20 protein-coding genes, 1 tRNA gene and 1 pseudogene are annotated in these 25,313 nt (G+C 48.8%); 7 read left to right on the top strand and 15 right to left on the bottom strand.

The features are described 5' to 3' along the window. Positions 1–67: 67 nt before the first annotated feature. Together DHf2319_RS01845 and DHf2319_RS01840 are read left to right on the top strand one after the other, a co-directional pair. Complete coding sequence (locus tag DHf2319_RS01845) at positions 68–403, top strand: hypothetical protein (protein ID WP_243479110.1); 336 nt, start codon at positions 68–70, stop codon at positions 401–403. Positions 404–1,137: 734 nt separating this feature from the next. Then, positions 1,138–1,320, top strand: a complete 183-nt coding sequence (locus tag DHf2319_RS01840) for a hypothetical protein (protein WP_243479109.1) — start codon at positions 1,138–1,140, stop codon at positions 1,318–1,320. A gap of 154 nt (positions 1,321–1,474) precedes the next feature. Here DHf2319_RS01840 and DHf2319_RS01835 read toward each other — a convergent pair whose 3' ends face one another. The 8 genes and pseudogenes from DHf2319_RS01835 to ispB all read right to left on the bottom strand — a co-directional run bounded on the left by DHf2319_RS01835 (position 1,475) and on the right by ispB (position 9,497). Continuing rightward, positions 1,475–1,954 (bottom strand): hypothetical protein, encoded by a 480-nt coding sequence (locus DHf2319_RS01835; protein WP_243479108.1) that lies wholly within the window; start codon positions 1,952–1,954, stop codon positions 1,475–1,477. A 1,020-nt stretch (positions 1,955–2,974) separates the two neighbouring features. Next, entirely contained in the window at positions 2,975–3,952 is a 978-nt protein-coding gene (locus tag DHf2319_RS01830; RefSeq protein WP_243479107.1) for a restriction endonuclease PLD domain-containing protein, read from the bottom strand. A 3-nt stretch (positions 3,953–3,955) separates the two neighbouring features. Further along, entirely contained in the window at positions 3,956–5,194 is a 1,239-nt protein-coding gene (locus DHf2319_RS01825) for a DNA cytosine methyltransferase (RefSeq protein WP_243479106.1), read from the bottom strand. Positions 5,195–5,226: 32 nt separating this feature from the next. Continuing rightward, the gene (locus tag DHf2319_RS01820) at positions 5,227–6,282 is read right to left on the bottom strand and encodes a DNA cytosine methyltransferase (RefSeq protein WP_243479966.1); all 1,056 of its coding nucleotides are present in this window, start codon (positions 6,280–6,282) and stop codon (positions 5,227–5,229) included. Positions 6,283–6,606: 324 nt separating this feature from the next. Beyond that, positions 6,607–8,133 carry a site-specific integrase gene (locus DHf2319_RS01815; protein ID WP_243479105.1) on the bottom strand — a complete coding sequence of 509 codons (1,527 nt, stop codon included), beginning with the start codon at positions 8,131–8,133 and terminating at the stop codon, positions 6,607–6,609. A 3-nt stretch (positions 8,134–8,136) separates the two neighbouring features. Continuing rightward, positions 8,137–8,307, bottom strand: a pseudogene (locus DHf2319_RS13135) (DUF6538 domain-containing protein); the annotation flags it as partial. Positions 8,308–8,399: 92 nt separating this feature from the next. Beyond that, positions 8,400–8,476: transfer RNA gene (locus DHf2319_RS01810), tRNA-Pro, on the bottom strand. A gap of 94 nt (positions 8,477–8,570) precedes the next feature. Continuing rightward, a complete protein-coding gene (gene ispB / locus DHf2319_RS01805; protein WP_243479965.1) occupies positions 8,571–9,497 on the bottom strand; it encodes an octaprenyl diphosphate synthase in 927 nt (308 codons plus the stop codon). Positions 9,498–9,639: 142 nt separating this feature from the next. Here ispB and rplU point away from each other — a divergent pair, with 142 nt between their 5' ends. From rplU to proB, 4 genes are all read left to right on the top strand, one after another. Then, entirely contained in the window at positions 9,640–9,951 is a 312-nt protein-coding gene (gene rplU, locus DHf2319_RS01800; RefSeq protein ID WP_243479104.1) for a 50S ribosomal protein L21, read from the top strand. A 25-nt stretch (positions 9,952–9,976) separates the two neighbouring features. Beyond that, positions 9,977–10,234: a 50S ribosomal protein L27 gene (rpmA, locus tag DHf2319_RS01795; RefSeq protein ID WP_243479103.1), complete on the top strand. Its 258-nt coding sequence runs from the start codon at positions 9,977–9,979 to the stop codon at positions 10,232–10,234. A 68-nt stretch (positions 10,235–10,302) separates the two neighbouring features. Then, positions 10,303–11,403, top strand: coding sequence for a GTPase ObgE (gene obgE, locus DHf2319_RS01790; protein WP_243479102.1), 1,101 nt, complete (start codon positions 10,303–10,305; stop codon positions 11,401–11,403). A gap of 13 nt (positions 11,404–11,416) precedes the next feature. Next, positions 11,417–12,550, top strand: a complete 1,134-nt coding sequence (gene proB / locus DHf2319_RS01785; RefSeq protein WP_243479101.1) for a glutamate 5-kinase — start codon at positions 11,417–11,419, stop codon at positions 12,548–12,550. A 15-nt stretch (positions 12,551–12,565) separates the two neighbouring features. Here the strand turns inward: proB and DHf2319_RS01780 are convergent, their stop codons facing one another. Genes DHf2319_RS01780 through DHf2319_RS01770 form a run of 3 tightly spaced genes read right to left on the bottom strand, consistent with a single transcriptional unit; the run spans position 12,566 to position 13,704 of the window. Then, positions 12,566–13,063 carry a SecDF P1 head subdomain-containing protein gene (locus DHf2319_RS01780; protein WP_243479100.1) on the bottom strand — a complete coding sequence of 166 codons (498 nt, stop codon included), beginning with the start codon at positions 13,061–13,063 and terminating at the stop codon, positions 12,566–12,568. A gap of 28 nt (positions 13,064–13,091) precedes the next feature. After that, entirely contained in the window at positions 13,092–13,382 is a 291-nt protein-coding gene (locus tag DHf2319_RS01775) for a type II toxin-antitoxin system RelE/ParE family toxin (protein WP_256462166.1), read from the bottom strand. A 16-nt stretch (positions 13,383–13,398) separates the two neighbouring features. Beyond that, positions 13,399–13,704, bottom strand: coding sequence for a CopG family ribbon-helix-helix protein (locus tag DHf2319_RS01770; RefSeq protein WP_243479098.1), 306 nt, complete (start codon positions 13,702–13,704; stop codon positions 13,399–13,401). 304 nt (positions 13,705–14,008) lie between these two features. On the opposite strand from DHf2319_RS01770, the gene thiC reads away from it, so the two are divergent. Next, on the top strand, positions 14,009–15,922 hold the full coding sequence (gene thiC, locus DHf2319_RS01765) for a phosphomethylpyrimidine synthase ThiC (protein WP_243479097.1): 1,914 nt from the start codon (positions 14,009–14,011) through the stop codon (positions 15,920–15,922). Between the two features lie 121 nt (positions 15,923–16,043). Here the strand turns inward: thiC and DHf2319_RS01760 are convergent, their stop codons facing one another. The 4 genes from DHf2319_RS01760 to metH all read right to left on the bottom strand — a co-directional run bounded on the left by DHf2319_RS01760 (position 16,044) and on the right by metH (position 25,275). Continuing rightward, complete coding sequence (locus tag DHf2319_RS01760; RefSeq protein WP_243479096.1) at positions 16,044–16,412, bottom strand: helix-turn-helix domain-containing protein; 369 nt, start codon at positions 16,410–16,412, stop codon at positions 16,044–16,046. 14 nt (positions 16,413–16,426) lie between these two features. Then, on the bottom strand, positions 16,427–16,738 hold the full coding sequence (locus tag DHf2319_RS01755) for a type II toxin-antitoxin system HigB family toxin (RefSeq protein WP_243479095.1): 312 nt from the start codon (positions 16,736–16,738) through the stop codon (positions 16,427–16,429). Between the two features lie 266 nt (positions 16,739–17,004). After that, positions 17,005–21,210, bottom strand: coding sequence for a DUF4114 domain-containing protein (locus tag DHf2319_RS01750; RefSeq protein WP_243479094.1), 4,206 nt, complete (start codon positions 21,208–21,210; stop codon positions 17,005–17,007). A gap of 288 nt (positions 21,211–21,498) precedes the next feature. Continuing rightward, positions 21,499–25,275: a methionine synthase gene (gene metH / locus DHf2319_RS01745; RefSeq protein ID WP_243479093.1), complete on the bottom strand. Its 3,777-nt coding sequence runs from the start codon at positions 25,273–25,275 to the stop codon at positions 21,499–21,501. Positions 25,276–25,313 lie beyond the last annotated feature (38 nt).

Raw genomic sequence — 25,313 nt, 5'->3', positions numbered from 1 at the left:
ATCTTCGTCAAATTGGAATTGAAATAGATGACTAATTCAAATAAACACATTATTAATGGAAATTAACATGAATATAAAATATAAAGACACAAAACCTGTACGAGTTGAGTTTCAACGCATCGTAACTGAATCGGTAAATCTTTTAGTCCCTGATTTACTTGACGAAAGCGAAGTCAAGGATCTTGTTCGAGATGCACTCGAGAATAAACTTGTAAGTGAAATCGACTGCACACCTGAATATGATGAAATCCCTCACTATTCAGTTTCTGTTGAGATTGAACAAAACACGACTCCGCCACAACACTTGTTTAGAAAGATCGTCTACATAGATCCCAACGATGAATTAATAGTCCGTGACATCCGCTTTGACGAAAACGGGATTGAAGTGTGTCGTCAACTCTAGTACCAAAGTCAGTCTTTCCTGAACCCTGATTCTGAAGAAACATGAACACGATTCCATGCGCTTCTCCAGACAGGGTTCCAGACAGACTTTCTGAACCCACCTAAATATCCAACAAACCAACAAAAAGGAGATTCTGTACCCTATGATCAAGAGAGAACGATTGACACAAGACTTGCACTTGAGAGTCTCAAAGTCATTTCAAGAACAACTGCATGAGACCGCACAGAGACATCACCTGAAACCGTCTACCCTTACCAGATACTTGCTGATGAAACACTTGCCTGACTATCAGAAGTCATTATTGCAGACTGATACATGAGACCGATAGATGTTCTACCGTGTCGTGGTAGTGACCAATTGCAGAAAAACTGATGGTATCTACATACATGAACGATGAACTAGAACTTGACGATATACCGATTCTTGAGAATGAGTTGATGTGGATTGCTCGTGTCGTCTCAGAATTGTCAGTAAATGATTCTGATGACGAAGAGTCCGAGTGATGTGATTGCATAAATACTTCTACATCGCAACGACACTGGAGACCACTAACCCATGCCAATCACCACAACACCAGACGAAAAACTCGATGAAGAGATTCGTCTCAGAGTCACAAAATCAGAGAAGACATACTATGAGAATCTTGCGAAATCGTATTCTCTGCGAACTGGCACTTTCGTTCGTTCAATTCTGAGACGCACGATGCCTGACTATGACAGAAACAGGTTCTTCGCATGACGATTCAGCAAAAAGATCTTGAACGACTGAAGAAAGATGCCGTGTTATCTCTTGAGTTGAGTGCTAACACCAAGACGAATGTGACGAATGCTGAGATTACAACATTCACTCAGAAACTCAAGACACTTGCATCGAAGAAAGAACTGATTGTTATTGTGACAGAAACGGGCAAGCGGTAAATCGAGTTTCCATTTCTCATTTTAATGGTATTTGGTTTCTTGAGGAATGGCAAGCGAACTATGATGAACGGATTTGTTAATTGAAATAACCCATTTTAATGCTACTTGGATTATTGATGAATGGCAAGCGATTCATCACACAAAATTGAGGCGTCTAGCGAAGTTGTTGTACCTGTACTATCGAATTGACTCCGTCAACCTTCATGTAATTAGACCCATTTTTTTGAAAAATAATAACATTGGGCATAAAACCGTAAGAATACTCGTACTCATAAGAAACCTGCTGCCAAATCTGTCCATTCATCAGTTTGTAGATTGTATCTCCTTCCCAACCCTCAAAATCGCCATCAATCTGTGACTCTATAACTGCTCCAAAACCTGACGCTGCGTACCCATTTGTTAGCGGTATGATTGAGAGGGTAGTATCGTCAATGATCATCATGCCCTCGTTGGGACAAATTACGATGTCTGGATAGTACACATAAAGATACTCGTATTCATATTTTACTTGCCAAAGACTACCATCAGAAATTTTAAATATTTCGTCATTATTTCCCATAAACGGAACGGGTGATGTAATTGTATCGCTGAAGCACTGTGCCTGCACAAGTCCCGACAATGTAATGTTGATCATGAGTACAAAGATAAATTTTCTAGTTACCATTTTATCTATAACTTTCTAAGTTTGTAAACTTGAAAAGTTCATCCTTACAGTTTCTGTTACTTATCGCTCAGATTAGAGATTCGCTACTCCTGTCAATATTTTAACAACGACATTAACCCTCAAAAATTCCTATCAAGCACAAGATCGTACCGAGAACAATTCCAAGATGACTTCGAAACGCAATTAATGCCGATTCACCTTTGACACTGAAAGCGACTGTATTAATTAGCATCCACAAAACTAATGATACTAAAATACCTGCAAGCGGAACCCACCATTGATATAGAAAAAAACCAGTGACAAACAATACTAAAAACAATAAACCCCCGAAAAATTTGAAACCCTGTAAAACTGGCGTATTATCCAAGGCGCCCAAACTGGCGTTGAATGTAACGGTACCGCCAAATAACAGTGCGAGACCAGCAAAGTATGCGTACAATTTAAGCACCTCCACAATTTGTAATAAATTTAATACTTCGATTTATATCGTTAATTTTTTATTGCTCTTATAATCCCGATCACCAATCAATGTCAGTTCGTTTGAGTTGTTTGCCAGTTTTCTCGTTATATTCAAGTATGAACTCTGCCTTGTTGTTCAGCATCACCGACAGATAAGAGTAACCCTGATCTACAACCGAATAACTGTGTCCCTTTTTATATTCGAGGATAACGAAAGAGTTGCTCTGTACATCATACGCTAAGGAGTCTATGCGAAACTCAGAGATTGCAAACTCGGAACTAACAAACTCCAAATCAAACAATGTATCCATATTCGTTTCGATTAGAGACTGCATATCTTTCTCTAACTTGAAAGAGTCCCTTTCGAGTGACACCAAGCGATTACTACTTATTTGAAATAGTTGCATTACATTCCCGGAAAGATACTATTCTTCTTACACCATGTGCATTGTGATTTCGAACGAGATTAGCAAGAAACTCTTGATCATTATGGAATAATATATTTTTAAGGTAATTTATCGTTCCATTCAATTAGAACGAAATAGTGTCGGGTGAGAAGTCGGCATAGTAGACTCCCGGTTGAAGTAAACTAAGGCGTACGAAATTTCGCCCATATTTCTCAAGGTTTTGTCTGGTTATTAGTTGTGTCGAGTCCTTTGTGTCAGTAACCCTCTGTTTTCCAATTCTGTCTCGGATATATTCACCCAGAATGCTTTTGTTTGGAACAGAAGAGATCTGTTTAGGATAAGATCGCCCGTCAATCGGTTGTGATCCTTCAAATAGTGCTGGCATTACAACTCCATCATCCCATATCAGTTCGACCTTTTCATATTCATTTCTGCTTCTATGACCTGCTTCTGGATTGAAAAATATTGGTTGGAACAGGTTCGGACATTGCTTTATGTGCTTGACCCTTATTGGAATGTAAGCGTCGTTTGGCGCAACATGCGCATCTGCGAATCCCCAATTTAATCCCGAACTTTCCTGTACTTCACCTGTACGGGGATCGTATAAGACCATATCGCAATGTTCTGTTTGTGAAATAGATTGAGTTGGTCGTTGGTCTAACTGTACCTCAGTGCAAATCATCGATCGTTCGAGAAGCAAGTTTAGGTACCCTAAAACGGAGTGAAGGTCTGGGCGCTCGACTTCTATTAAAGTTTCCCTAAAGTCGTTTCTTAACCCATTTGTGCTGAAATTCGCCGAACCCACCAAACCTCGTATTGGGCGATCGCCCTCCATCCAGAGATAACACTTTGCGTGTGATGGTATTTCCGGATAGTAGACACTCACTTTTCCAGTGGTCTCTTTGACTAGTTGTGCATGTAGTACAGAATTGGGAGTTTCCCGCTGAAGACCATAAACTATCTGACTAGGGAATGGTAACTCATGCAATTTTTTGATTGGATCAGGACCCAAGTATCCCGAAACAGCAATGAACTTGGTTGCATTATTTGGATATCGGTCAAAGAAATGTTCAAACAGATTCCTATAATACAACTGTCCCATACGTCACCGCCTTAGATTAAGTAGGTTAATCAGCGAAAGAGCGAGCGATCTTGCAAATTTTGGTGGCACTGCATTTCCGATCATTTTATATTGATCGCCCATACTACCTAGAAACTCGAAATCATCGTCGAAAGTTTGTAAACGCGCTGCCTCACGCACTGTGATACTTCGCGCCTGATTAAAGTCCCAATGAATATGTCTCAACCCGTCCTTGTACAAGTGTGCAGGGATCGTGTTGCTTGGCGCGTTGGGTCTTATGACAAAATACTTATGTACGGACGATTCTTTACCCGTTTTTTCCGTATACAGACGCTTGAGGGCAGTTGTACTTTGGTATTTCATATCACCACTCGCGATATCCTCCGCAAGTAATTTGAATATTTCTATATCGCGGGGGTTATGGTAACGAGGTGAATGATTCAGAAATCTTGATGCACTCGGTTCATGAGAAAACTTTTTACCTAATAAATCAACTATTGGTTTTGGATAAAATTTAGTCAATCCCTTCAGTGCATCTTTTGCCGATTTTATTTTTTCGACGTGATGTTCATTTGAAAATTCTTGATAAAAATTTTTTAATACAACTTGTAAATTATGACCTTTGAATGCTTCTTTTCGGAGTCCAATAATAATTACACGACTTCGTTTTTGAGGAATACCGAACTGTTCCAGGTCAAACTTTGCATCACGGAAGTCATCTAAAGTTAAATATCCGGCATCGTTGAAAGATTTTTTTATGCGGTCCACAATCATAGTGCCGCCAGGTTTTGCGCTCAATATTCCAACTACATTCTCAAAGACGAATACATCCGGTTGCACCCGCGATACGATTGCAAGATAACTTTCAAATAAATAATTTCTGTAGTCGTCTCGCATTCCATTCTTATCTCGAATCCTCCCTGCAAGAGAATATGCCTGACATGGCGGACCACCGATTATTACATCCACCCCTCTGTCGCGATCGATGAGACTATTCAACCCAAGATGTTGACCAAATCGATTATCTCTCCAACCGGAGAAGAGTTCTTCAGTCCGCTGTATATCAAACACCATAACCCGCTTGTCCGCGTCCTTCACATTCCACCTGGTTTTCAAGCGTTTTCTTAATGTCTCAGCGGCAGGTTTTTCCCATTCAATATGCGCTACTCCCGAGTATTTCTGAGTTTGTTCAAAACCATCACTTAGTCCACCACATCCCGCAAAGAGATCAATATATTGAAAGAGTTTTTTTTGATTAGTCATGCCAATGTATGGATTAAAAGTACGCTAATGAGTTATTTTATGTATCTCATTAATTTTGTCGCGATTGCCTGGGCAAGCAGGGGTGGTACGGCATTACCCACCTGACGATTTTGTTGTGTGCGTGTACCCATGAAGATGAAATCGTCAGGAAATGATTGCAAACGTGCATTCTCTCTCACAGTGGGAACTCGATCATATTTGTAATGAAAGTGGTTCCGATGTCCGGTATCGATTGTTCTCGACGGTCGTTTGCTGTGGTACCTCGTCCACGCCTCATTAAATCGTCTTGACGTGCCAACCCCCGGTGGCAAATCTTTGTAATTACCACCTTCTGGAACCTGCCGAATTACTTCCTTAACAAGATCTGTGTGACGTGTTGATACGTGGTTATACAGTTGTGTTGCTTTATTGCGCATGTATTTCTGATAGTCTGTTCGTGGTGCTGTATCGTATGCATCTACTTCCATTCCATATTCTTTCTCGCGAGATGGTAAGTCTGCCAGAGCATCGAAACAAGTTACGTAACTATCGGGGCAATGTGTTGCTACAGGGTATTCATACTCACCAAGGTCTTCACGTAGTCCGACAAAAAAGAGTCTTTCTCTAATTTGGGGTACACCGTAGTCTGCCGAACACAATATACGTGGTTCAGGCAATCTGTACCCGAGTGCAGTGAATCGCCTGACTATTTCTTCCTTTACCGACCCGCCATATAAGGTTTTCATTCCTTTGACGTTTTCGATTACAAACGCTTTTGGAGACAAAGATTTGACTGCGTGAAAGACAGACAAATACAAGGTGTTGCGTTTGTCGTCGAATTTTCGGGTGCCGGTAAGCGAGAATCCTTGACAAGGTGGTCCTGCAACAATCACGTCGACGACTTGCGTATTAATCGACTGTTTTATTGTCTCTGTGAATTTGGGATCAAAGAGATCTATATCTAAACCCTTTGCACCATTGATGTTTCGACGATATGTCTCTAACGATGCTTTATCGTTATCGATACCTAACAACACCTTATACCCTGCATCCATAAACCCTTTGGATATGCCTCCGCACCCGCAGAAAAGATCTATGACCGTTGGCATTTTCAACTTCGTTCACTCCGATCTACGACTTTGTTTTATCTATTAATGTCAGAAACTTGGGTTGACCCTGTTGAGCACAGATTGTTTGAAGCATGTGCTCCGAACTTGCTCCTCTGGTCGTCTTTGATGTCCCGACGCGTCCCCTACTGTACCTGAAATTTGGTTCGGAACTATTGCGCTAATACGTCTTAAAGGGTCTGCCTACAGTGGTGAGGAGCGGAGATTTTTTTGCCAGAGGTCTCTGCTTGTCGGCAAGTCGCCACATTCCACTTACCGATCATTCGTGTGTAGCATCTGGTGAGACACACTAACCAAGTTTTAGAACTACTTTAGAACACTTTTAGATGTCTTGGACGCAGTCTTGCGTGTCACTTTTTTCTTTGTGTTCTGAGGTTCGATAGGTTTAGAGATTGGAGTTGTTTTCTTGGGGGCGAGATTGTTGAAAACATGAAACTTCCATCCCCTGATTTCCTTGGTATCAAATGCATCAGAGAAATCAATCTGGTCAAAGTACTTGAAGTACGACTCGTGTGATTGTCTTTTCGTGTACACGGTCTGAGTCACGCCACCGACAGGAGTCTGCCCCAAACCAATTGCAATCTTATTTGGGTCTACGCCCTTGTCGTTGACCAAGTGCGTGATTACAGTGTGTCTCAATGAGTGAAAGGACGTGTTGGGTGTTGTTATCCCACATTCGTTTCTGTAGGTACGGTTGAACCATCGCTGAAGTTTGTCACCGTACCGATTGTTATTGCTGACATAGGGAAGGTCGGGAAATAACCGTTTCTGTTTTGTCGTCTTGAGTGACCTGTGATAGTCAAGAATTCCAAGTTCTATCAACCGTTTGTGTATTGGCACTATTCTTGCATGATACGGTTGTTTCAATGATTTTTTTGAGTGTTGTTCATCGTTTGCATTGACATCAAAGACCCAACGTTTTGTGACGGGGTCTTGATGGATGTCGTCAGTAGTCATCTGACAAATTTCGTTCAATCGTGCACCAGTGAAGATGCCAATTAATGGCACCCAGAAATGTGATGCCTTCTTATGTCTGCCTTGTCTGTAGACATCGCTGTTGAAAAGTTTTCGCAGATCGGACTTGGTATAGATGTTTCGTCTATCGTTTGCCTGTTTCTTCCCTAGTTTCACGTTCCCTAAAGGCAATGCCAAATCAATGTTGGTGTAATCGTTGGTTTTCAACCATTTCAAAAACATCCCAATTCTTGATAGATACTTTTCTTGAGACGTTGCACTTAGTTTGTGTGCGTCTGGAATCTTCATCTCTGGAAAATCCAAGACGGACTTGTCTTTGTATGTGGCAATCTTTGTCTTGTTTGCTGGCAGTGATAGAACCACGGCAATGAATTCATTGATGTGTTTTTTTGTGATCTCCGTTGTTAAAGTTTTGCCAACCACTGCCTTGAAGATTGGGTAGTAAGAAGTCCTGTAGGAAATCTCGGCGGTGCTGTCAGTTCGCCAACCTGCGACCTTCTGTTTAATGAATTCGTCAAACGCACTATCAACTTCCACTGCATGCAATCCTGACGCAGTCGCAACAGGGACTGCAGGATTCGCAATGTGCGTCTCTATAAGTCTTTTCAGTTCATCTATCTGTTTTTCGTACGGGTTGTCTCCCTGTTGCACCTTGATAGATGCGTGGTAATTCACCGCCCTTTGTAACAAGTCAGTTTCGTTACCTGTGGTGTCGTCTAGATTGTCAAAAAAATGTTGAGACAGTGATTCAAAGTCAGAATAAGTGGATGCCGCCTTCAGATATTCCTGAAAGAGTTTCATTGCCGCATGAAATGATTCTTCGCTCTTGAAGTACTGCTGTGCTCGCATGTCCCACATGACGGTGAGTAACCTCGCAAGTTTGACTGCTCTTCGTTTTTCTTTAGTCCACAGTGACAATCTAACGAATTTTGTGACAGTCGGAAACTGCTCTGTCAGTGACAGAGGTGTTCTGCGATAGAAGTAGTAGATGCCAAGTCTGTTCCGACTCAAGTGTAGAGATTTTGCCGACACGCTGTAACACACCCATGTATCACACCGTGCAATTTCTCAAGATAATTTATAAAGTCTAAGTTATTGATTTATAACGACTTTTTTTGACATTTTGGTCGGGGCGAGAGGATTCGAACCTCCGACTCCTGCGTCCCGAACGCAGTACTCTACCAGGCTGAGCTACGCCCCGATGTCGGATTTGCAGACGGCTGTGACCATCTCGGGATTCCGGCAATCGCCGGAAAGACTGAAATTCTAGCAGGTTTCACTACTTGGCTATCGTACTAGTTATCTCTCGCAATCGATAAGCCAGCAACCTTGGTTAGCACTATGCGGATTTCATTGTCAGGCAAGTCAGCAAGGGCCTCGATGGCCAGTTCGATTTCTGCCTCAGCAGCTTTTCTGGTGTGAGCCAGTGCATCCGTGCCATGAATAGCGTTAGCCACGGCTACAAAATCGCCATCGCCAGTCTCAATCGCATGCCGGATTAGTTGCTTTTGTTCGTCAGTGCCAACTTCGAGCACGCGCAACAATGGCAGAGTCGGCTTGCCTTCGCGCAGATCGTCGCCAACCGTTTTACCAAGCGTTTCCGCATTGCCGGAATAGTCAAGCAAGTCATCAATTAACTGAAACGCGGTACCCAAGTGACGACCGTAAGCAGCAGCAGCGGTTTGCTGCTCAGGTTTGGCGTTGGCCAGAATCGCACCCGCCAACGCAGCTGCCTCAAATAATTTGGCTGTTTTATATCGCACAACCTGTAGATAGCGCTCCTCAGTTACGTCAGGATCATTCACGTTAAGTAACTGCAGCACTTCTCCCTCAGAAATCACCGTGGTCGCCTCAGCCATCACTCGCATGATGTCCATGCTGTTGACCTCGACCATCATCTCAAAAGCGCGCGAATAAAGATAATCACCCACCAACACACTGGCTGGGTTGCCAAACACCGCGTTCGCTGTGCTTTTACCGCGGCGCAGATCGGAATCATCGACCACATCGTCATGCAACAGGGTGGCTGTGTGGATGAACTCCACCACAGCAGCCATCACAGCCTGTTTGTCACCTTGATAGCCCAAATTTTTTGCCATCAAGAGCACAAGCGCAGGCCGCAGGCGCTTGCCGCCAGCACCAATGATGTAGTCACCGATGGTACGAATCAAGACGACTTCAGAGTTAAGACGATCGCGTATAACGGCATTGACTGCCGCCATATCATCAGCAATGGGGGACAACAACTCGGCAATAGAGGTTGACACAGCAGATTCTTTTTGACTTTCAAGGAGTTATAGGCTATATTCACGGGTTCGGCTAAGTGCCGAATCGTTTTTTACCCTTAAACCAAGAGGTTAACCCATGTACGCGGTCATAAAAACCGGTGGTAAGCAGTATCGCATTGCCGCTGGCCAAAAACTGAAAATAGAACAGATACCGGCAGACATTGGGCAAGAAATCACGCTAGACCAGGTGCTGTCGGTCGGTGAAGGTGAGCAAATCAAGGTTGGTGCTCCCGTTGTCGCCGGTGCCGTGGTCAAGGCAACAGTTCTTGCGCAAGGACGCCATGACAAGGTCAAGATCTTCAAGATGCGTCGTCGCAAGCACTACCAGAAGCGTCAAGGCCATCGCCAAAACTATACGGAAATCCGTATTGAGTCGATTTCGGCTTAATCGGGTAAAGATCAGGAGTACTTAAATGGCACAGAAAAAAGGCGGCGGCTCAACCCGCAACGGCCGCGACTCAGAATCGAAACGCCTAGGCGTTAAAGCCTACGGCGGTCAGCTGATCCCGGCTGGTTCAATCATTGTTCGTCAGCGTGGCACCAAGTTCCACCCCGGCGTAAACGTCGGCATTGGTAAAGATCACACTTTGTTTGCTTTGAAAGATGGCAAAGTGAAATTCGAAACCAAAGGTCACCTGAACAAGTCGACCGTGTCGATCATCGCGGAATAACTCCCGCCTGCGCGACAGACAAAGCCCTGTCGTTGGCGGCAGGGCTTTTTGTTTTTTTGGAATGAAATATGAAATTCGTTGACGAGGCGACCATTGAAGTCATCGCCGGCAAAGGCGGCAATGGTGCCTCAAGCTTCAGGCGCGAGAAGTTCATCCCCAAGGGTGGACCAGATGGTGGCGACGGTGGCCGAGGCGGCAGCGTCATCGCGGTGGCTGACCGCAATATCAACACACTGGTTGATTACCGGTTTGCTCGCAAACACGTCGCGCGCAATGGCGAGAACGGTCGTGGCTCAGACCAGTACGGTGCTGGTGCAGATGATGTCACCTTGCGCATGCCAGTGGGCACCGTGATCTACGACGCTGACACCAACGAACAGTTGTTTGATTTGGATAAGCACGGCGAAACGGTAGTGCTAGCCAAAGGCGGCGACGGTGGTTTGGGTAACCTGCATTTCAAATCCAGCGTAAACCGCGCACCACGTCAATTCACTTACGGCAAAGAAGGCGAGCAACGGCGCTTACGCCTCGAACTCAAAGTTTTGGCTGATGTCGGTTTGTTGGGCATGCCTAACGCCGGCAAATCAACACTCATCAGCAAGATCTCCAATGCTCGGCCCAAGGTGGCTGACTATCCCTTCACCACCTTGCATCCAAATCTCGGCGTCGTCCGAACATCGCCGTCAAAGAGTTTTGTGGTGGCAGACATTCCAGGGCTAATTGAAGGCGCGGCAGAAGGCGCAGGCCTTGGGCACTTGTTCTTGCGGCACTTGTCACGCACCAGAGTGCTATTGCATCTGGTTGATCTCTCTACAATGAATCCAGATGAAGACCGCATTGATGTTGCCGTTAACGAAATGCAAGCAATCGAGAACGAGCTTCGGAAATACGATGCTGAACTTTACGCCAAGCCACGGTGGCTCGTGCTTAACAAGTTCGACATGATTCAGGATGCCGAGCAGGCCCGAGATGATTTCATCGCCCGCAGTCAATGGCAAGGGCCCGTCTATTGCATTTCAGCACTGACTGGCGAAGGCACCCAACAACTGATCTATGATCTGCAAGAAATGCTTGATCGAACCAAAGCTGCCGAACAGCGAGAACAGGATATCGCAGACGGTACAGCCGAGTTTGACGATCCTAGATTTGATCCGAACAGAAACGGTTGATGAGAAACTCAGCATGGCGCCCGAAACACCGTCACCCATAAAGGCTGGCACCAGATTAGTTGTCAAGGTTGGTTCTAGCCTTGTCACCAACGATGGTCGTGGATTGGACTTGCAGGCTGTCGGTCAGTGGTGCGAACAAATCGCAGCCTTAAGGAAAGCCGGCAAAGAAGTCGTACTGGTTTCTAGCGGGGCGATTGCCGAAGGGATGGCACGTCTTGGCTGGAAGCGACGCCCGGTCGAAATGCACGAACTACAGGCGGCAGCCGCGGTCGGTCAAATGGGTTTGGCGCAAGCCTACGAAGGCGCATTTGCTGCGCATGGTTTAAGAACTGCGCAAATCCTGCTAACCCACGAAGACATGGCAGATCGGTTGCGTTACCTCAATGCCCGCTCAACACTTTTGGCGCTCTTTAAATTCGGCATTGTCCCGATCGTCAACGAGAACGATACGGTAGCCACCGACGAAATCAAGGTGGGTGACAACGACACGCTTGGCGCTCTGGTCGCCAACCTGGTGGAAGCCGATGCGCTGATCATTCTGACCGACCAAACTGGGCTTTATGACCAGGATCCCCGACAAAACCCCAACGCTCGCTTGATCACTCGGGCGCAAGCCGATGATCAGAGCCTAGTGGCCATGGCCGGCGGTGCTGGCAGCCACATCGGAAAGGGTGGGATGTTGACCAAAGTGCTGGCGGCCCAACGCGCCGCTAAAAGTGGCGCATCGACCGTTATTGCTTCTGGACGTGAACCCAACGTATTGACCCGCTTGGCTGACGGTGAGCCAATTGGCTCGGCACTGCTCGCGAGCGAACCGATCTGGTCAGCGCGCAAACAATGGATGGCGGATCACTTGCGGCTCAGGGGCCGCCTGCTGCTTGATGCCGGTGCGGTCAAAGCACTCACGCTAGACGGTAAAAGCCTGCTGCCTGTTGGCGTGCGTAGCGTGGAAGGCGTGTTCGAAACCGGTGACCTCGTTGCCTGCATCGACCCTAACGGCAAAGAGTGCGCGCGCGGACTAATTAATTACTCTTCGTCTGATACCCGCCGCATCATGGGCAAGCCTAGCAACCAAATTGCCGACATCCTCGGTGAGATGACGGAGTCCGAACTCATCCACCGCGACAACCTCGTGGTGTTGAACTAAAAAACTTGGACTGGCTCACTTTGACTTCGGGCTAAGCAAGTCTGACAAGATAAATGCAGCATGGCGATCTGACGTCGCCATGGCAAACATCCCTTTGTCGATTGGGCCATCAATCAAAGCTGCTCCAAGCAAACGATCGTCCACCACCAACACCAACTGTTTACCGACCATTTGCGGCGTGGCTTGAGCAAGCTTGCGAGAGCCGCTGTCATTTAGCTGTATTCCCACAAAAAAGTAGCCGGCAGCGTCTTTCATGGGGACAGCCATTTTGATGTCAGCGCCTTCGATGATGGGCGTTTGCTGCGCGTACACCTTGGGCTCACCACCCCGGGCTGCCCGCATCACGAGCCCCTGTTCATACTCGTCTTGGGCGAAGTAAAACGCCACATTTTGTCGATCGTCTGGTGGTGGCGGCACGATGGCATCATAGATGGCCCCACAGCCTGTTAGCCCAACTGCGAACACAAATAACGTCAATGCTCGGCCAACAGTGGTACCAAACGAGCTGCCCAACTCATTCTTAAAAAGTAACGTTAGGGCCTTAATAACCTGCCTCCTTCTGATGCCTGATCGCGAGCAGCGTGGTTAACTCATGTTCGGTGCGGTACAGCGCCACATAGCCACTGCCGCCGAAATCGATGAACCACTCCCGAAACTGCTCCTGCATGCCTTCGACTCGCCTACCAATGGCTGGATGCCCCTCAAGGAACCGAACGCCAGCCCGAATCGCTGCGATTGCCTTTTTTGCCGCGTCTGGATTTTTCTGTTTCAAGAAAGCATGCAAACAAACCAAGTCCTGCGTTGCGGCAGGTGTCCAAATCAAGCGGATCATGGATGCCGGAATATGGTTAAACGTGGGGCTTCGGTGGTGCGACGTCGTGTCCCTGCTCAAGTTGCGCCAGCCACTCGTCGGACTCTCGGGCGCTGATATGCAGGCCAGTTTCCTGATAGTCACCCCATGCCTTGAGAGCATCTCTACGAAGGGCTTCATGTTGCTCTTCGCGATAAACAAACTGTGCAACCGCTTCCTTAAGTAGCCAGTGAGTGGTGCGCTGGCGCGACTGCGCGAGCGCCTGTAACCGGTTTTTCATGTCGGCATCAAGTTTCACAGCCACGGGTGCGATTTGCCTAGCGGTTGCGTAGGGCTTGGACATGTTTTCACTTCGCAATAAAAGGTATTACCTCGTAGTATACATACATACTTCAACACCTGTCGTTCTGCAGATACCTCATTCGACGAGGCGACAGGCGCCACATCCAGCACAAAAATCACGACAAACTGCGACATAGCAACGCGATCAGCCTATACTAATCACGCAACGCAGGGGTACTGGGATCAACGTCCCGGTTGAGAGAGTCCCTTCGAACCAGTCCGGATAATGCCGACGCTGGAAGCGTGTTCCATCGACAGTGATGGGCTTCTTCCGACTCGGCTCCAACCACTTTTTGGAGCTACACATGAATGCCAATCCCAAGTTTCTTGCCGCCACGGCAGAAGTTGATGCTGCTGCAGTCGCGCCCCTACCGAAGTCACGCAAGGTTTACGAAACTGGTTCACGCCCAGACATCCGAGTGCCATTTCGCGAGATCGAACAATCCGACACACCAACGTCCTTCGGCGGAGAAAAAAATCCACCACTCACAGTCTATGACACCAGCGGTTTGTACACCGATCCCGATGCATCGATCGATATTCGTAAAGGTCTGCCAGCATTGCGTGCCAACTGGATCGAAGAGCGTGGTGATACTGAAGTGCTGTCTGGCCCAAGCAGTCAGTACGGCCAGAAGCGCTTGGCTGACCCAGCATTGCAGGCCATGCGGTTTGAATTAAAGCGTCAGCCTCGGCGCGCCAAATCAGGCAAGAATGTCAGCCAAATGCACTACGCCCGCCAAGGCATCATCACGCCGGAAATGGAATACGTGGCGATTCGCGAGAACCTGCGCCTCGAACAATACATTGAATCCGTGCGTCAAAGCGGACCTGATGGTGACAAGCTAATCAAACGCCTGTTGCGTCAGCACCCGGGTCAGTCATTTGGAGCCGCACTACCCGGAAAGATCACACCGGAATTCGTGCGTGACGAGATCGCACGCGGGCGCGCCATCATCCCGGCTAACATTAACCACCCGGAAATCGAGCCGATGGCCATCGGCCGCAATTTTCTGGTGAAGATCAACGCCAATATTGGCAATTCAGCCGTCAGTTCCGGTATCGGTGAAGAAGTAGAAAAAATGACATGGGCCATCCGCTGGGGTGGTGATACGGTGATGGATTTGTCAACGGGTAAACATATTCATGAAACCCGCGAATGGATCATCCGCAATTCGCCCGTGCCAATCGGCACCGTACCGATCTACCAGGCTCTAGAGAAGGTCGACGGCAAAGCCGAGGAACTGACCTGGGAGATCTTTAAAGACACCCTGATCGAACAAGCCGAACAAGGCGTGGACTATTTCACCATTCATGCCGGTGTTCGCTTGCCTTTCATCCCGATGACGGCCGACCGCATGACCGGCATCGTCTCACGCGGCGGTTCGATCATGGCCAAGTGGTGTCTGGCCCATCACAAAGAAAGCTTTCTGTACGAGCACTTCGAAGAGATTTGCGAGATCATGAAAGCGTATGACGTCAGCTTCTCACTCGGTGATGGCTTGCGTCCAGGTTCGACCTACGACGCCAACGACGAAGCCCAATTTGCTGAGCTCAAGACCCTCGGGGAGCTGACCCAGATCGCCTGGAAACATGATGTGCAAGTCATGATTGAAGGCCCCGGTCATGTGCCGATGCATATGATCAAAGAGAACATGGAGTTGCAACTTGAGCATTGCCATGAAGCGCCGTTTTATACGCTCGGGCCGCTGACGACCGACATTGCGCCTGGCTACGATCACATCACATCGGGCATCGGTGCTGCACTCATCGGTTGGTACGGCACGGCCATGCTTTGTTATGTCACACCCAAAGAACACCTCGGGTTGCCCAACAAAAAAGACGTGAAGGACGGGATCATCACCTATAAGATTGCAGCCCATGCGGCGGATCTCGCCAAAGGACATCCAGGCGCAGCCATTCGTGATAACGCCTTGTCAAAGGCTCGCTTTGAATTCCGTTGGGAGGATCAGTTCAATCTAGGCCTTGATCCAGATACGGCCAAAGATTTTCATGACGAGACCCTGCCTAAAGACTCAATGAAAGTCGCTCACTTTTGTTCGATGTGCGGACCACACTTTTGCAGCATGAAGATCACGCAAGATGTGCGTGAGTACGCTCAAAAGCAAGGCTTGTCAGAAGCCTCTGCACTTGAAAAAGGCATGCAGGAAAAGGCCGTGGAGTTCGTCAAGAAAGGGGCGCAGATTTATCACCAGACTTGAGCGATTCACTGATGCCTCGGCCACTCTGGCTGAGGCATCACTGTGACTTAGAAGTTTTCCTGACACGCTGTGAACCTAACTGCTGTGCAGTAAACTCGGCGTAGACACTTGCTCTTGATTTTTAGGCTAACGGCTCTGCGATTAATACCTGCGCCGGAATCCCTAAACAGCGGTGAAGATTGCGGATCATTCGCAAAGTGAGTGGTCTCTTGCGGTTGAGCACCTCATAGACGCGATTTGATTGTCCGATGTAAGGCTCAAGATCCTTGGTTGACAGGCCGGATTGTTCCATCCGGAACTTGATCGCTTCAATGGGGTCTGGCGCTTCAATAAAAAAGTGCTTTCGCTCGTACGCTTCCACCAGCGTTGCCAGCACTTCAAGTCGCTCGCCCTCCTCGGAACGTGGTGATGGATCTAGATCAACTAAGGCAGATACCTCTCGCAAGGCCGCACGGTAGTCTTTCTTGGTACGAATTGGATGAATCTCCATAAGGCTCTCCTCCCCTACGATGACTGATCAATGGTTGTGACGTCTATCTTGTCATACTCTGCGTGTGTTCCGATGAACTTTATGTACGCAGTCTGTATCCGATATGCAAATGCGACAACTAAACGATATTTGTTTCCAGAAATATTGAAGACCACACGATTTTTCCCGACGACGCTAGCGTTTTTAAATTGCACTTTGATTTCGTTTGGGGACTGCCAGCTCGCTCGACATGCTTCGGCGTACCACGCTTTCAAAGGTTGCTCTGCGTCTTTACGTCCCGGCTTTTGCCAGAAACTTTTCAGTGTTGAAACAGAAACAATTCGCATAGGGGAATTCTAGTCCCAATTTGGGATTATTTCAAGTTTTTGAACAACTTTCAGCGGGCTTTCCAGTCATGACTAGAGCAGGCAATTGAAATGTCTCACTCATGAGCCATACACTTTTGCAGCATGAAGATCACGTAGGATGTGTATGAGCATGCTCAACAAAAATTATGCAAGAAAAAGCCGTGGAGTTCGCAAAAATCGCCGGGGTAACCCGGCGATCTTATGATCTGTTCAACAAAGGTTAAACCAGAACTAAGAACTAAAAGCTACACAATCGCTCCATATGCAATCACGATGTCATTGAAATCGAGATCACCCGAAACGGGCATATCTTCAAAGGCAATCACATCATTGGCGAATGGAATAGCAGCAGACACTGTCTGGCCCTGAGCACTGGTGTTAGCCTTATCAAAACTAAATAGAACCAGTGGCGTATCGGCCTGAAGGTTATCTGCCAGTGCATCTCGTGCGGCTTGAACGGTTTGATACCCCGGCGTGATGAAACTGGCATAGTAGGTACCTTCAATAAAGCCATCGACTTGATAGGTCTGCAAAGAGCCATAGCCTTGATCCAAGGTCACAGCCAATCCTTCTTCAAGGCTACGATCTAGTGCGGCCACCACGTAACCCGCTTGATCAGGCGCAATCCCATCAATCGTCCCAAACAAATCATCCACGCGGACAAATCCCACTGCAGAGGCCAACCCACCCAATTTGGCAATCTGGATATCGCCCCCATTGTGCTGGGCAGCGAATAACCCTCCGTAGCCGACATCGATCACAAAGCTTTCTTGCGTCTGATCTGAAATCAACGACACCTGATTTCCAGTCAGGTTAGCAATCGACACCGTTGACGCCGTTATCGTGCCATCGGGAGACCTCAGTGCCATCCCGAATAGTGGAGGTATCGGCGCTTCTGGATCATCAAAAACCAGCGGTATCGATGTCACTGCACTGTCACCAAAGTACACTTCTTCGGTTGCCAAAAAGCCCGACAAATCATCTTGACCAAATAGCCGGCTCAAGATCTCTACATCAAGCCCTTGCAGATCGCTCGAGCGTCCCGAAACGATTGGACTATCCGATGATATCCGTGCCGCTGGTACCGCGACCTGCAAATAATCCGGATCAGTTGGCAAATAGGAAGACCCATCGGGCAACTCGATCAAACCGCTGGTATCGTCCACCTCAAACAGGAACAGCTCAGTGTTTTGTGCAAGCGTTGCGGGCAATGCCGTCTTCACGACAAAGGGCAATTTTTGAAACTCAACACCATCGCCGTAACCAAACTGTGCCTGAAACACTTTTCTGTCGGTCAGCTGACTGTCGTATTCATAGAGCACTGGCGTGGCGCCGTTAGGCATCAGATCAATGCTGGACTGAACCGTCTGAATGACTTGGTCATTGCCATCCAACAAGTTAACGGTGTATGGCAATGAAATTGGTGGCAATTCTGATGCACTGGCTCGAGTCTGGAAATTTCCAAGGCGCATATCAGCAAATTCATGAAACGTTAGTCGCTCAATGATTTGAGTGCCTGATCGATCCAACAAGTCGAAGGCTTTAGGCGAGTCCCCAGGGTCGAGATAAAAGGTCACCGAATCCAGATGACTTCGCCACAAATCTGCATCATCGATGACGAACTCAACGGTGGCCATTCCGTTGTCGTCAAAGGCCTGCGGGCCAAGCTCAATCACGAAGCCACCTTGTACCGGATTACCTCGTTTGTCTAAATTTTCCGATAGCGCTTGTTGCACAATCGTCTGACTGACATGCAAACTTTCTGCCGATGTCGGCGTGGCACCAATGTCACCTGTGCGGCTAAACAGCAATGACCCGTTTCCAAGCATGGAGGCGATCATTAAATCGTCTTGGGCGTTATATTCAATACCCGTTACCGCGCTGCCTAGTTGGACACCTTCAGCCAACCCATCTATATTCATCGCACTGAAAGTGCCGGGCATTCCTTGCTGATCGAGCTCAGCAGCGAATAAGCCATGCTCGCCACCAATCACCAAAAGCGCTGGCGCCGACTCATTGGCAGGAAAAATTTCGATCGCAGTAGGACCATAGGTATCTGCCGCTTGAACGAGCTGATTTAATCCCGACGTAGTCGCATACGGCAGGCGGGTCAGTTCACCGTCACGGTAAATGACTAGTGCGGCCCCTTCGTTTGCGCCATCAGGATAGAGCGTCTTGCTTGAAGCTGCTTGATAAAGCAATGGACGACTTACCTCAACCCAATAGGCTGCCTGTAACTGACCTTGGCTATCTGTTTGATAAGCCACATCACCAATGGGGTATTCAGTGGTGGCCAATTGTTTCAGCTCAATCGCTTCTAAAAAGGCCTTGTCGACCTCACCTAGCGTCGCTGGGGCATCGGGCACGACCACTGGATCTCTGTACCAAATGGCGCTGCGGGAAGTGGTCAGATCCCAACTGGCGGCCATCAAACTATCCCAGAAATGAGGCTTCGATTGACCTAACTGGTTAATCAAGGCTGTAGAACTGCCGATGTTGACTGCAGTAAAAATCGTATTGGCATCTGAAAACGGTAAGACTGGCACCAGTTCAAGCGTGCCGTAGCCGTCAGCAGTTACCCGATCAGACCAATTAGGAACAAACGTCTCATACAACGTTGATTGACCCGCCAACACCACATCACCCTGGCGATAGGGGTTTGTTGCAGCAGGGCTTTTGAAGACGGCTTTGTCATCAATCTGATCCAACGGCACCTCAGGATTCGCCTCAATGATGGCAAGCACCTCTACCCACTGAACCGGCTGCACTGAATTGCCTTGCCAGTTCGTGACCATTTGAAGCTGCTGAGCCTGGTCGACATTGCCTTGCCCATCGAGCGCAAATGCTCCGACCGAGCCAGAAAACATGTACCTCTGCGACTGTAAGTACACCCAACTAAGGGCATTTTGAGCATCGATTGGTGCATCATCCATTAATGCAAGGTTGCCATCGCCCGCCCAAACGTTGTGCATGTAATCGCGACCCAACTGCCCAATCGACGTTGCATTATCTTGGAAAGCTGATGCAAAGCTGTTGCTGCGGGCATCCCACCCACTAGCCACGGTCTCAAGTGAGTTCAGGCCAGTTGTGTTTAATGAAGTCCAATGCAAGATAGATGGCGCATCAGGATTTTCTGATAATTGCCAAACACCCCCATCATCACCTTGAATGATGACCTCGCCATTGGGAGTCATTAAGGTCACTATCAATCTGCTATCGGCATGCGGCGCCCCAATCAAAAGACTTTCGGGAATCAACGCTTGCGACTCATCTTGATAAGGCCCAAAAATTGGCTCTACAGCGCCAGACGTAAAATTCGCTCGTATTAACCCGCCTGTGCTCGCATACGGTTGCGCGTCAACCGGGTGCGCGGACAAATACTGATTGCCACCAACCAATACCGAATCTAACGATTCATCTTGGGGATCGAAAGCCAACGTATAGTTACCATAAAAGTCTATTACATTGGCTTGACCACTTCCCGCTAATCCCGCGAGATCAATGGAATCAACTGCGCTCACGACACCGTCTGCCGTCATGGTCAAACGGTCTACATGCGCAATGTTGCCTTTCTGTATATTGAACCAACCTGCCAACATAACGTAGCCATCGGGCTGCTGTGGATCTGATTGCATCACCAGTCGCCCTAGAAACTCGGAATTTCCAAGTCGAGTTTGAACAACTTGTTGCCAAGCCTCACCGCTGACCGGCGTATTCACCGAATTATCTGGATTGGCGCGGAAGAGATTTCCAGTCAACGTACCAAAAAAAACCGGGTCAGCGTTCCCTGCGGTAGCTGTCAAGATCGGAGAGTTTGTGGTTCCGAGCCTCTCATAACTCAAAGTCGCACCAGAACCATCAACGACAAATCGACCAATTTCGCCGTAGTTGGTGGCGTCATTGTAGAAACTGGCATAAAGCGCATCGTCTTGCCACAACAAAGATCTGACGTTGTAAGTACTGCCCTGTCCTGAAAGAGCCGTTTGACTAACGACGGGCAACCAATCGACTGAGCCATCCGCTTGTATCTGTCCAATTTGCAGCGAGGGACCGCTTGGCGTATAGGCCTTGAAGTTACTGGAGTTGCCGCGCCCGGCGGCAATCAGAGATCCATCGGGCGACAAAGCAAGGCTTGCCACACCTTGTGCACCGTTATATCCAGCCGATGTGGAACCTGATGGTCTACTTAACCAAGTCCACGAATCCGACCAACGGTCAGACTGGTAGTCATAGGATCGAACATATAGACCACCGTTGGTCGTACCGATATAAAGCAGCGCATCACCCTCATTGACCGAACCGTCGATTGGGTTTTGTTTTAAAGCCAGGCTATTGGTCGCCCCCGATACATAGGTGGTGCCGAACTGTTCCTGAAACCCAAGCCTGCCACTAACCGCATCCCGAATCACGCTTGGTTCGATTGCGGTCCATTTCAAAGGTGTGATCGCCATGACATATCCTTAAATATAACGACATGGTTGTAACTGCAAATGTATTAGGATGCAAGGATGCGCCTGCGCTTACAGCAAAGTCCTTGACGGGAGTTAACCAACTCGCTAGCGCCTAGAGAACGACTCGAATAGGGGTGAGTTGAAGTTAGTTTCAGTGACCAAGTTCAGGCAAGAGTCTCGCGCCGTCAAATCCTAGACAGGATTTTTTATCGACCGCAGAGGCTTATACAGGTCTTGCACCTTAGGATCGTGAGCTATACCAGTGTTTTTGGTGAATCTCATTCAGATTTACCCAATGACAGGTGCGAGGCTCCTTCTCACATCCGCTTCGGTCCGACCACTACGGGCCACATAGTCACGCAACTGATCCTCACCAATCAACCCGACGTTGAAGTACTGTGATTGAGGATGACTGAAATAAAAACCGCTGACGCTCGCTGCCGGATCCATCGCAAAACTATCCGTTAACGCCATGCCGATGTCATCAGCCTGCAAGACATCGAACATGTCACGTTTGACCACATGCTCAGGGCACGCAGGATAACCGGGCGCCGGACGAATGCCAACGTATTTCTCGGCAATCAGTTCATCGTTTGAAAGCGACTCTTCAGACGCGTAGCCCCAGAGGTCGGTGCGCACGCGAGCATGCAGCGCTTCGGCAAATGCTTCAGCCAGGCGATCCGCCAAGGACTTAAACATGATCGCGCTGTAATCATCTTGCGCCTTCATGAACTCGTCCTCTTTCTTGCCAACACCCACGCCAGCGGTGACCGCAAACAAACCGATGTAGTCCTTCACGCCAGAAGACTTCGGTGCAATGAAATCCGAGAGACATTTATTGTCCACACCCTCACGCTTAACACCCTGCTGGCGCAAGCCTCGCCAAGTGAACAACACCTCGTCGCGCTGGTCATCGCGATAGACCTCGATGTCATCATCATTGACCGTGTTGGCCGGGTAGAACGCCACAGCTCCGTTAGCGGTCAACCAGCGACCATCAATCAGTCGCTTTAACATCGCCTGGCCATCGGCAAACACCTTCTTGGCCTGCTCGCCGACGATATCATCGTCGAGGATCTTGGGATATGAACCAAACAAGCTCCATGTCTGAAAGAATGGCGTCCAGTCGATGTACTTGGCGAGTTCTGCCAAATCGAAGTTTTTAAATAGTCGACGCCCAATAAACTTGGGCTTGGGCGGCTGGTAAGTCGCCCAGTCAAACTGTGGCTTACCAGCACGTGCATCTGCAATCGAGATCAATGGTGTTGCCTGGCGCTGCGCATGACGCTGACGCACTGTCTCGTATTCTTCTGCCAAGCCATCGATGTAGGCTTGCGCGTTGTCTGAAACCAGGTTCTGTGCCACGCCGACCGAGCGGCTGGCGTCGGGCACATAAATAACAGGGCCTTCATAGTGCGGCGCAATCTTGACGGCCGTGTGTACCCGACTCGTCGTCGCACCGCCAATCAAGAGCGGAATCTTACGGCTACGGAAGTATTCGTCGCGCTGCATTTCAGAGGCCACCACTGCCATCTCTTCCAGGCTTGGCGTGATTAACCCCGACAGCCCAATGATGTCAGCATTCTCTTGTTTGGCGCACTCCAATATCTTGGCAGCAGGCACCATCACACCCATGTTCACTACTTCAAAGTTATTGCACTGAAGCACCACTGTCACGATGTTCTTGCCAATATCGTGCACGTCACCCTTGACCGTGGCAATCACGATTTTGCCTTTGGCGCGCACATCGCCACCCGCTTCGGCGATCTGTCTTTTTTCCTCTTCAATGAAAGGCACCAGATGCGCCACAGCCTGCTTCATCACGCGGGCGGACTTCACCACCTGCGGCAGGAACATCTTGCCCTCGCCAAACAAATCGCCCACCACGTTCATGCCATCCATGAGCGGGCCCTCGATGACCTCAATCGGGCGACCACCTCGGTCAGCGACTTGCTGGCGAATTTCTTCGGTGTCTTCAGTAATGAATGTTGTGATGCCATGCACTAACGCATGCGTCAGACGTTTTTCTACTGGCTCTGAACGCCAGGCCAGATCTTCCTCTCTCTTTGCCCCCGACCCTTTGATCGTGTCAGCAAATGTGACCAAACGCTCGGTGTTGGTGCGCTCGTCGCTCGGGTCTGTCTTGCCAACAGAATTATCCTGTCGATCAAGCACCACATCTTCGACCAGATCACGCAAGGTTTTGTCGAGCTCAGCATAGACACCCAACTGCCCGGCATTCACAATGCCCATCGACAAGCCTTCTTTGATGGCGTAGTACAGAAAAACCGTATGAATCGCCTCTCGCATGGGCTCATTGCCCCGAAACGAGAAGCTGACATTGGAGATGCCGCCTGAGATTCTGGCATGTGGCAGGTTCTGGCGAATCCAGCGCGTGGCTTCGATGAAATCGACCGCGTAGTGGTCATGCTCTTCAATGCCTGTGGCAATCGCAAACACGTTCGGATCAAAAATGATGTCTTCTGGCGGGAAGCCCACCTCGTTCACCAAAAGATCGTAGGCGCGCTGACAAATCTCCTTCCGGCGTGCAAGCGTATCAGCCTGGCCTTGCTCATCAAACGCCATCACGACCACCGCGGCACCATATCGCCGGCACAGTTTGGCTTGATGTAGAAACGGCTCTTCACCCTCTTTCAGTGAAATCGAGTTCACAACCGGCTTGCCTTGCACACACTTCAAACCCGCCTCAATCACTGTCCACTTGGAGCTGTCGATCATGACGGGTACACGCGAGATATCCGGTTCGGAAGCCACCAGATTCAAGAACCGGCGCATGCACGCCTCAGAATCCAGCATGGCTTCATCCATGTTGATATCAATAATCTGAGCACCGTTTTCAACCTGCTGGCGGGCAACGGATAAGGCTTCGTCGTAGTTTTCTTCACGAATCAGGCGCGCAAACATCTTGCTGCCCGTCACGTTGGTGCGTTCACCCACATTAATAAATAAAGATTCGGCATCGAAGTTCAATGCCTCAAGCCCAGAGAGCCTGGTGCGCAACGGTATATCTGGCACGAGGCGTGGCGCCAAATTAGACAACTTCTGCCCAATGGCTGCGATATGCTCCGGTGTGGTGCCACAGCAACCACCCGCCATATTGACCAACCCGGATTGAGCAAACTCTTCCAACAGGCTAGACGTGTCTTCTGGCGTCTCGTCAAACCCCGTCTCGCTCATCGGGTTGGGCAACCCCGCGTTGGGATATACACACACGTAGGTGTCGCAGATCTTGGCAAGTTCAGCGACATAAGGACGCATCAACGCCGCCCCCAAAGCACAATTCAGACCAATCGTGATGGGTCGGGCATGGCGCACTGAATTCCAGAATGCTTCGACCGTCTGGCCAGACAAAATGCGACCGGATGCATCGGTCACCGTGCCAGAGATCATCAAGGGCAACCGCTCGCCACGAGCTTCAAACACCTCTTCAATCGCAAATATCGCCGCCTTTGCATTCAGCGTATCGAAGATGGTTTCAAGCAGTAGCAGATCCACTCCACCATCAAGCAAACCATTAACCTGCTCGGCATACGCAACCCGCAACTCGTCAAACGTTACATTACGCGCACCCGGGTCGTTGACATCCGGGGAGATGGATGCGGTCTTGGGCTGTGGACCCAAAGCTCCCGCGACAAACCGTGGGCGGTCTGAACTGGCGTATGCATCCCGGGCCTCACAGGCCAACTTGGCCGACACCAGGTTCATCTCATAGGCTAGCTCGGGCAGCTCATAATCACCCTGCGCTACGCTGGTGGCACCAAAGGTGTTGGTTTCGATCACATCGGCGCCAGCCGCCAAATACTGCTCATGGATCTCGCGAATGATGTCTGGACGCAGTATCGAGAGAATCTCGTTGTTGCCCTTGAGATCCTTACCGTGGTCGGCAAACCGCTCGCCACGGAAATCCTCCTCGGTCAGCTTGTAACGCTGAATCATGGTGCCCATGGCACCATCAAGAATCAGGATTCGTTTGCTCAATGCGCGAACAAACGCTTGGCCGCGGGTGTAGGACTCGATGGGATGAGGCAGATTTGGGTAGGACATGCTGATACTGCGGAATTACTCACAGTTTGCTTAAAAGT

The organism is Orrella daihaiensis, assembly GCF_022811525.1.
Classification (GTDB): Bacteria; Pseudomonadota; Gammaproteobacteria; order Burkholderiales; family Burkholderiaceae_B; genus Algicoccus; species Algicoccus daihaiensis.
This window is presented reverse-complemented; position numbering and strand designations above follow the sequence as displayed.

What these genes read in the sequence shown, in the direction of transcription:
- thiC (WP_243479097.1), top strand. Translation starts at nt 14,009, where the DNA reads ATGAATGCCAATCCCAAGTTTCTTGCCGCCACGGCAGAAGTTGATGCT.
- rpmA (WP_243479103.1), top strand. Translation starts at nt 9,977, where the DNA reads ATGGCACAGAAAAAAGGCGGCGGCTCAACCCGCAACGGCCGCGACTCA.
- metH (WP_243479093.1), bottom strand. Translation starts at nt 25,275, where the DNA reads ATGTCCTACCCAAATCTGCCTCATCCCATCGAGTCCTACACCCGCGGC.
- DHf2319_RS01835 (WP_243479108.1), bottom strand. Translation starts at nt 1,954, where the DNA reads ATGATCAACATTACATTGTCGGGACTTGTGCAGGCACAGTGCTTCAGC.
- DHf2319_RS01825 (WP_243479106.1), bottom strand. Translation starts at nt 5,194, where the DNA reads ATGACTAATCAAAAAAAACTCTTTCAATATATTGATCTCTTTGCGGGA.
- DHf2319_RS01820 (WP_243479966.1), bottom strand. Translation starts at nt 6,282, where the DNA reads ATGCCAACGGTCATAGATCTTTTCTGCGGGTGCGGAGGCATATCCAAA.
- DHf2319_RS01750 (WP_243479094.1), bottom strand. Translation starts at nt 21,210, where the DNA reads ATGGCGATCACACCTTTGAAATGGACCGCAATCGAACCAAGCGTGATT.
- DHf2319_RS01770 (WP_243479098.1), bottom strand. Translation starts at nt 13,704, where the DNA reads ATGTCCAAGCCCTACGCAACCGCTAGGCAAATCGCACCCGTGGCTGTG.
- DHf2319_RS01830 (WP_243479107.1), bottom strand. Translation starts at nt 3,952, where the DNA reads ATGGGACAGTTGTATTATAGGAATCTGTTTGAACATTTCTTTGACCGA.
- DHf2319_RS01840 (WP_243479109.1), top strand. Translation starts at nt 1,138, where the DNA reads ATGACGATTCAGCAAAAAGATCTTGAACGACTGAAGAAAGATGCCGTG.
- DHf2319_RS01815 (WP_243479105.1), bottom strand. Translation starts at nt 8,133, where the DNA reads ATGTGGGACATGCGAGCACAGCAGTACTTCAAGAGCGAAGAATCATTT.
- DHf2319_RS01775 (WP_256462166.1), bottom strand. Translation starts at nt 13,382, where the DNA reads ATGATCCGCTTGATTTGGACACCTGCCGCAACGCAGGACTTGGTTTGT.
- DHf2319_RS01760 (WP_243479096.1), bottom strand. Translation starts at nt 16,412, where the DNA reads ATGGAGATTCATCCAATTCGTACCAAGAAAGACTACCGTGCGGCCTTG.
- DHf2319_RS01845 (WP_243479110.1), top strand. Translation starts at nt 68, where the DNA reads ATGAATATAAAATATAAAGACACAAAACCTGTACGAGTTGAGTTTCAA.
- DHf2319_RS01755 (WP_243479095.1), bottom strand. Translation starts at nt 16,738, where the DNA reads ATGCGAATTGTTTCTGTTTCAACACTGAAAAGTTTCTGGCAAAAGCCG.
- rplU (WP_243479104.1), top strand. Translation starts at nt 9,640, where the DNA reads ATGTACGCGGTCATAAAAACCGGTGGTAAGCAGTATCGCATTGCCGCT.
- proB (WP_243479101.1), top strand. Translation starts at nt 11,417, where the DNA reads ATGGCGCCCGAAACACCGTCACCCATAAAGGCTGGCACCAGATTAGTT.
- obgE (WP_243479102.1), top strand. Translation starts at nt 10,303, where the DNA reads ATGAAATTCGTTGACGAGGCGACCATTGAAGTCATCGCCGGCAAAGGC.
- ispB (WP_243479965.1), bottom strand. Translation starts at nt 9,497, where the DNA reads ATGGCGGCAGTCAATGCCGTTATACGCGATCGTCTTAACTCTGAAGTC.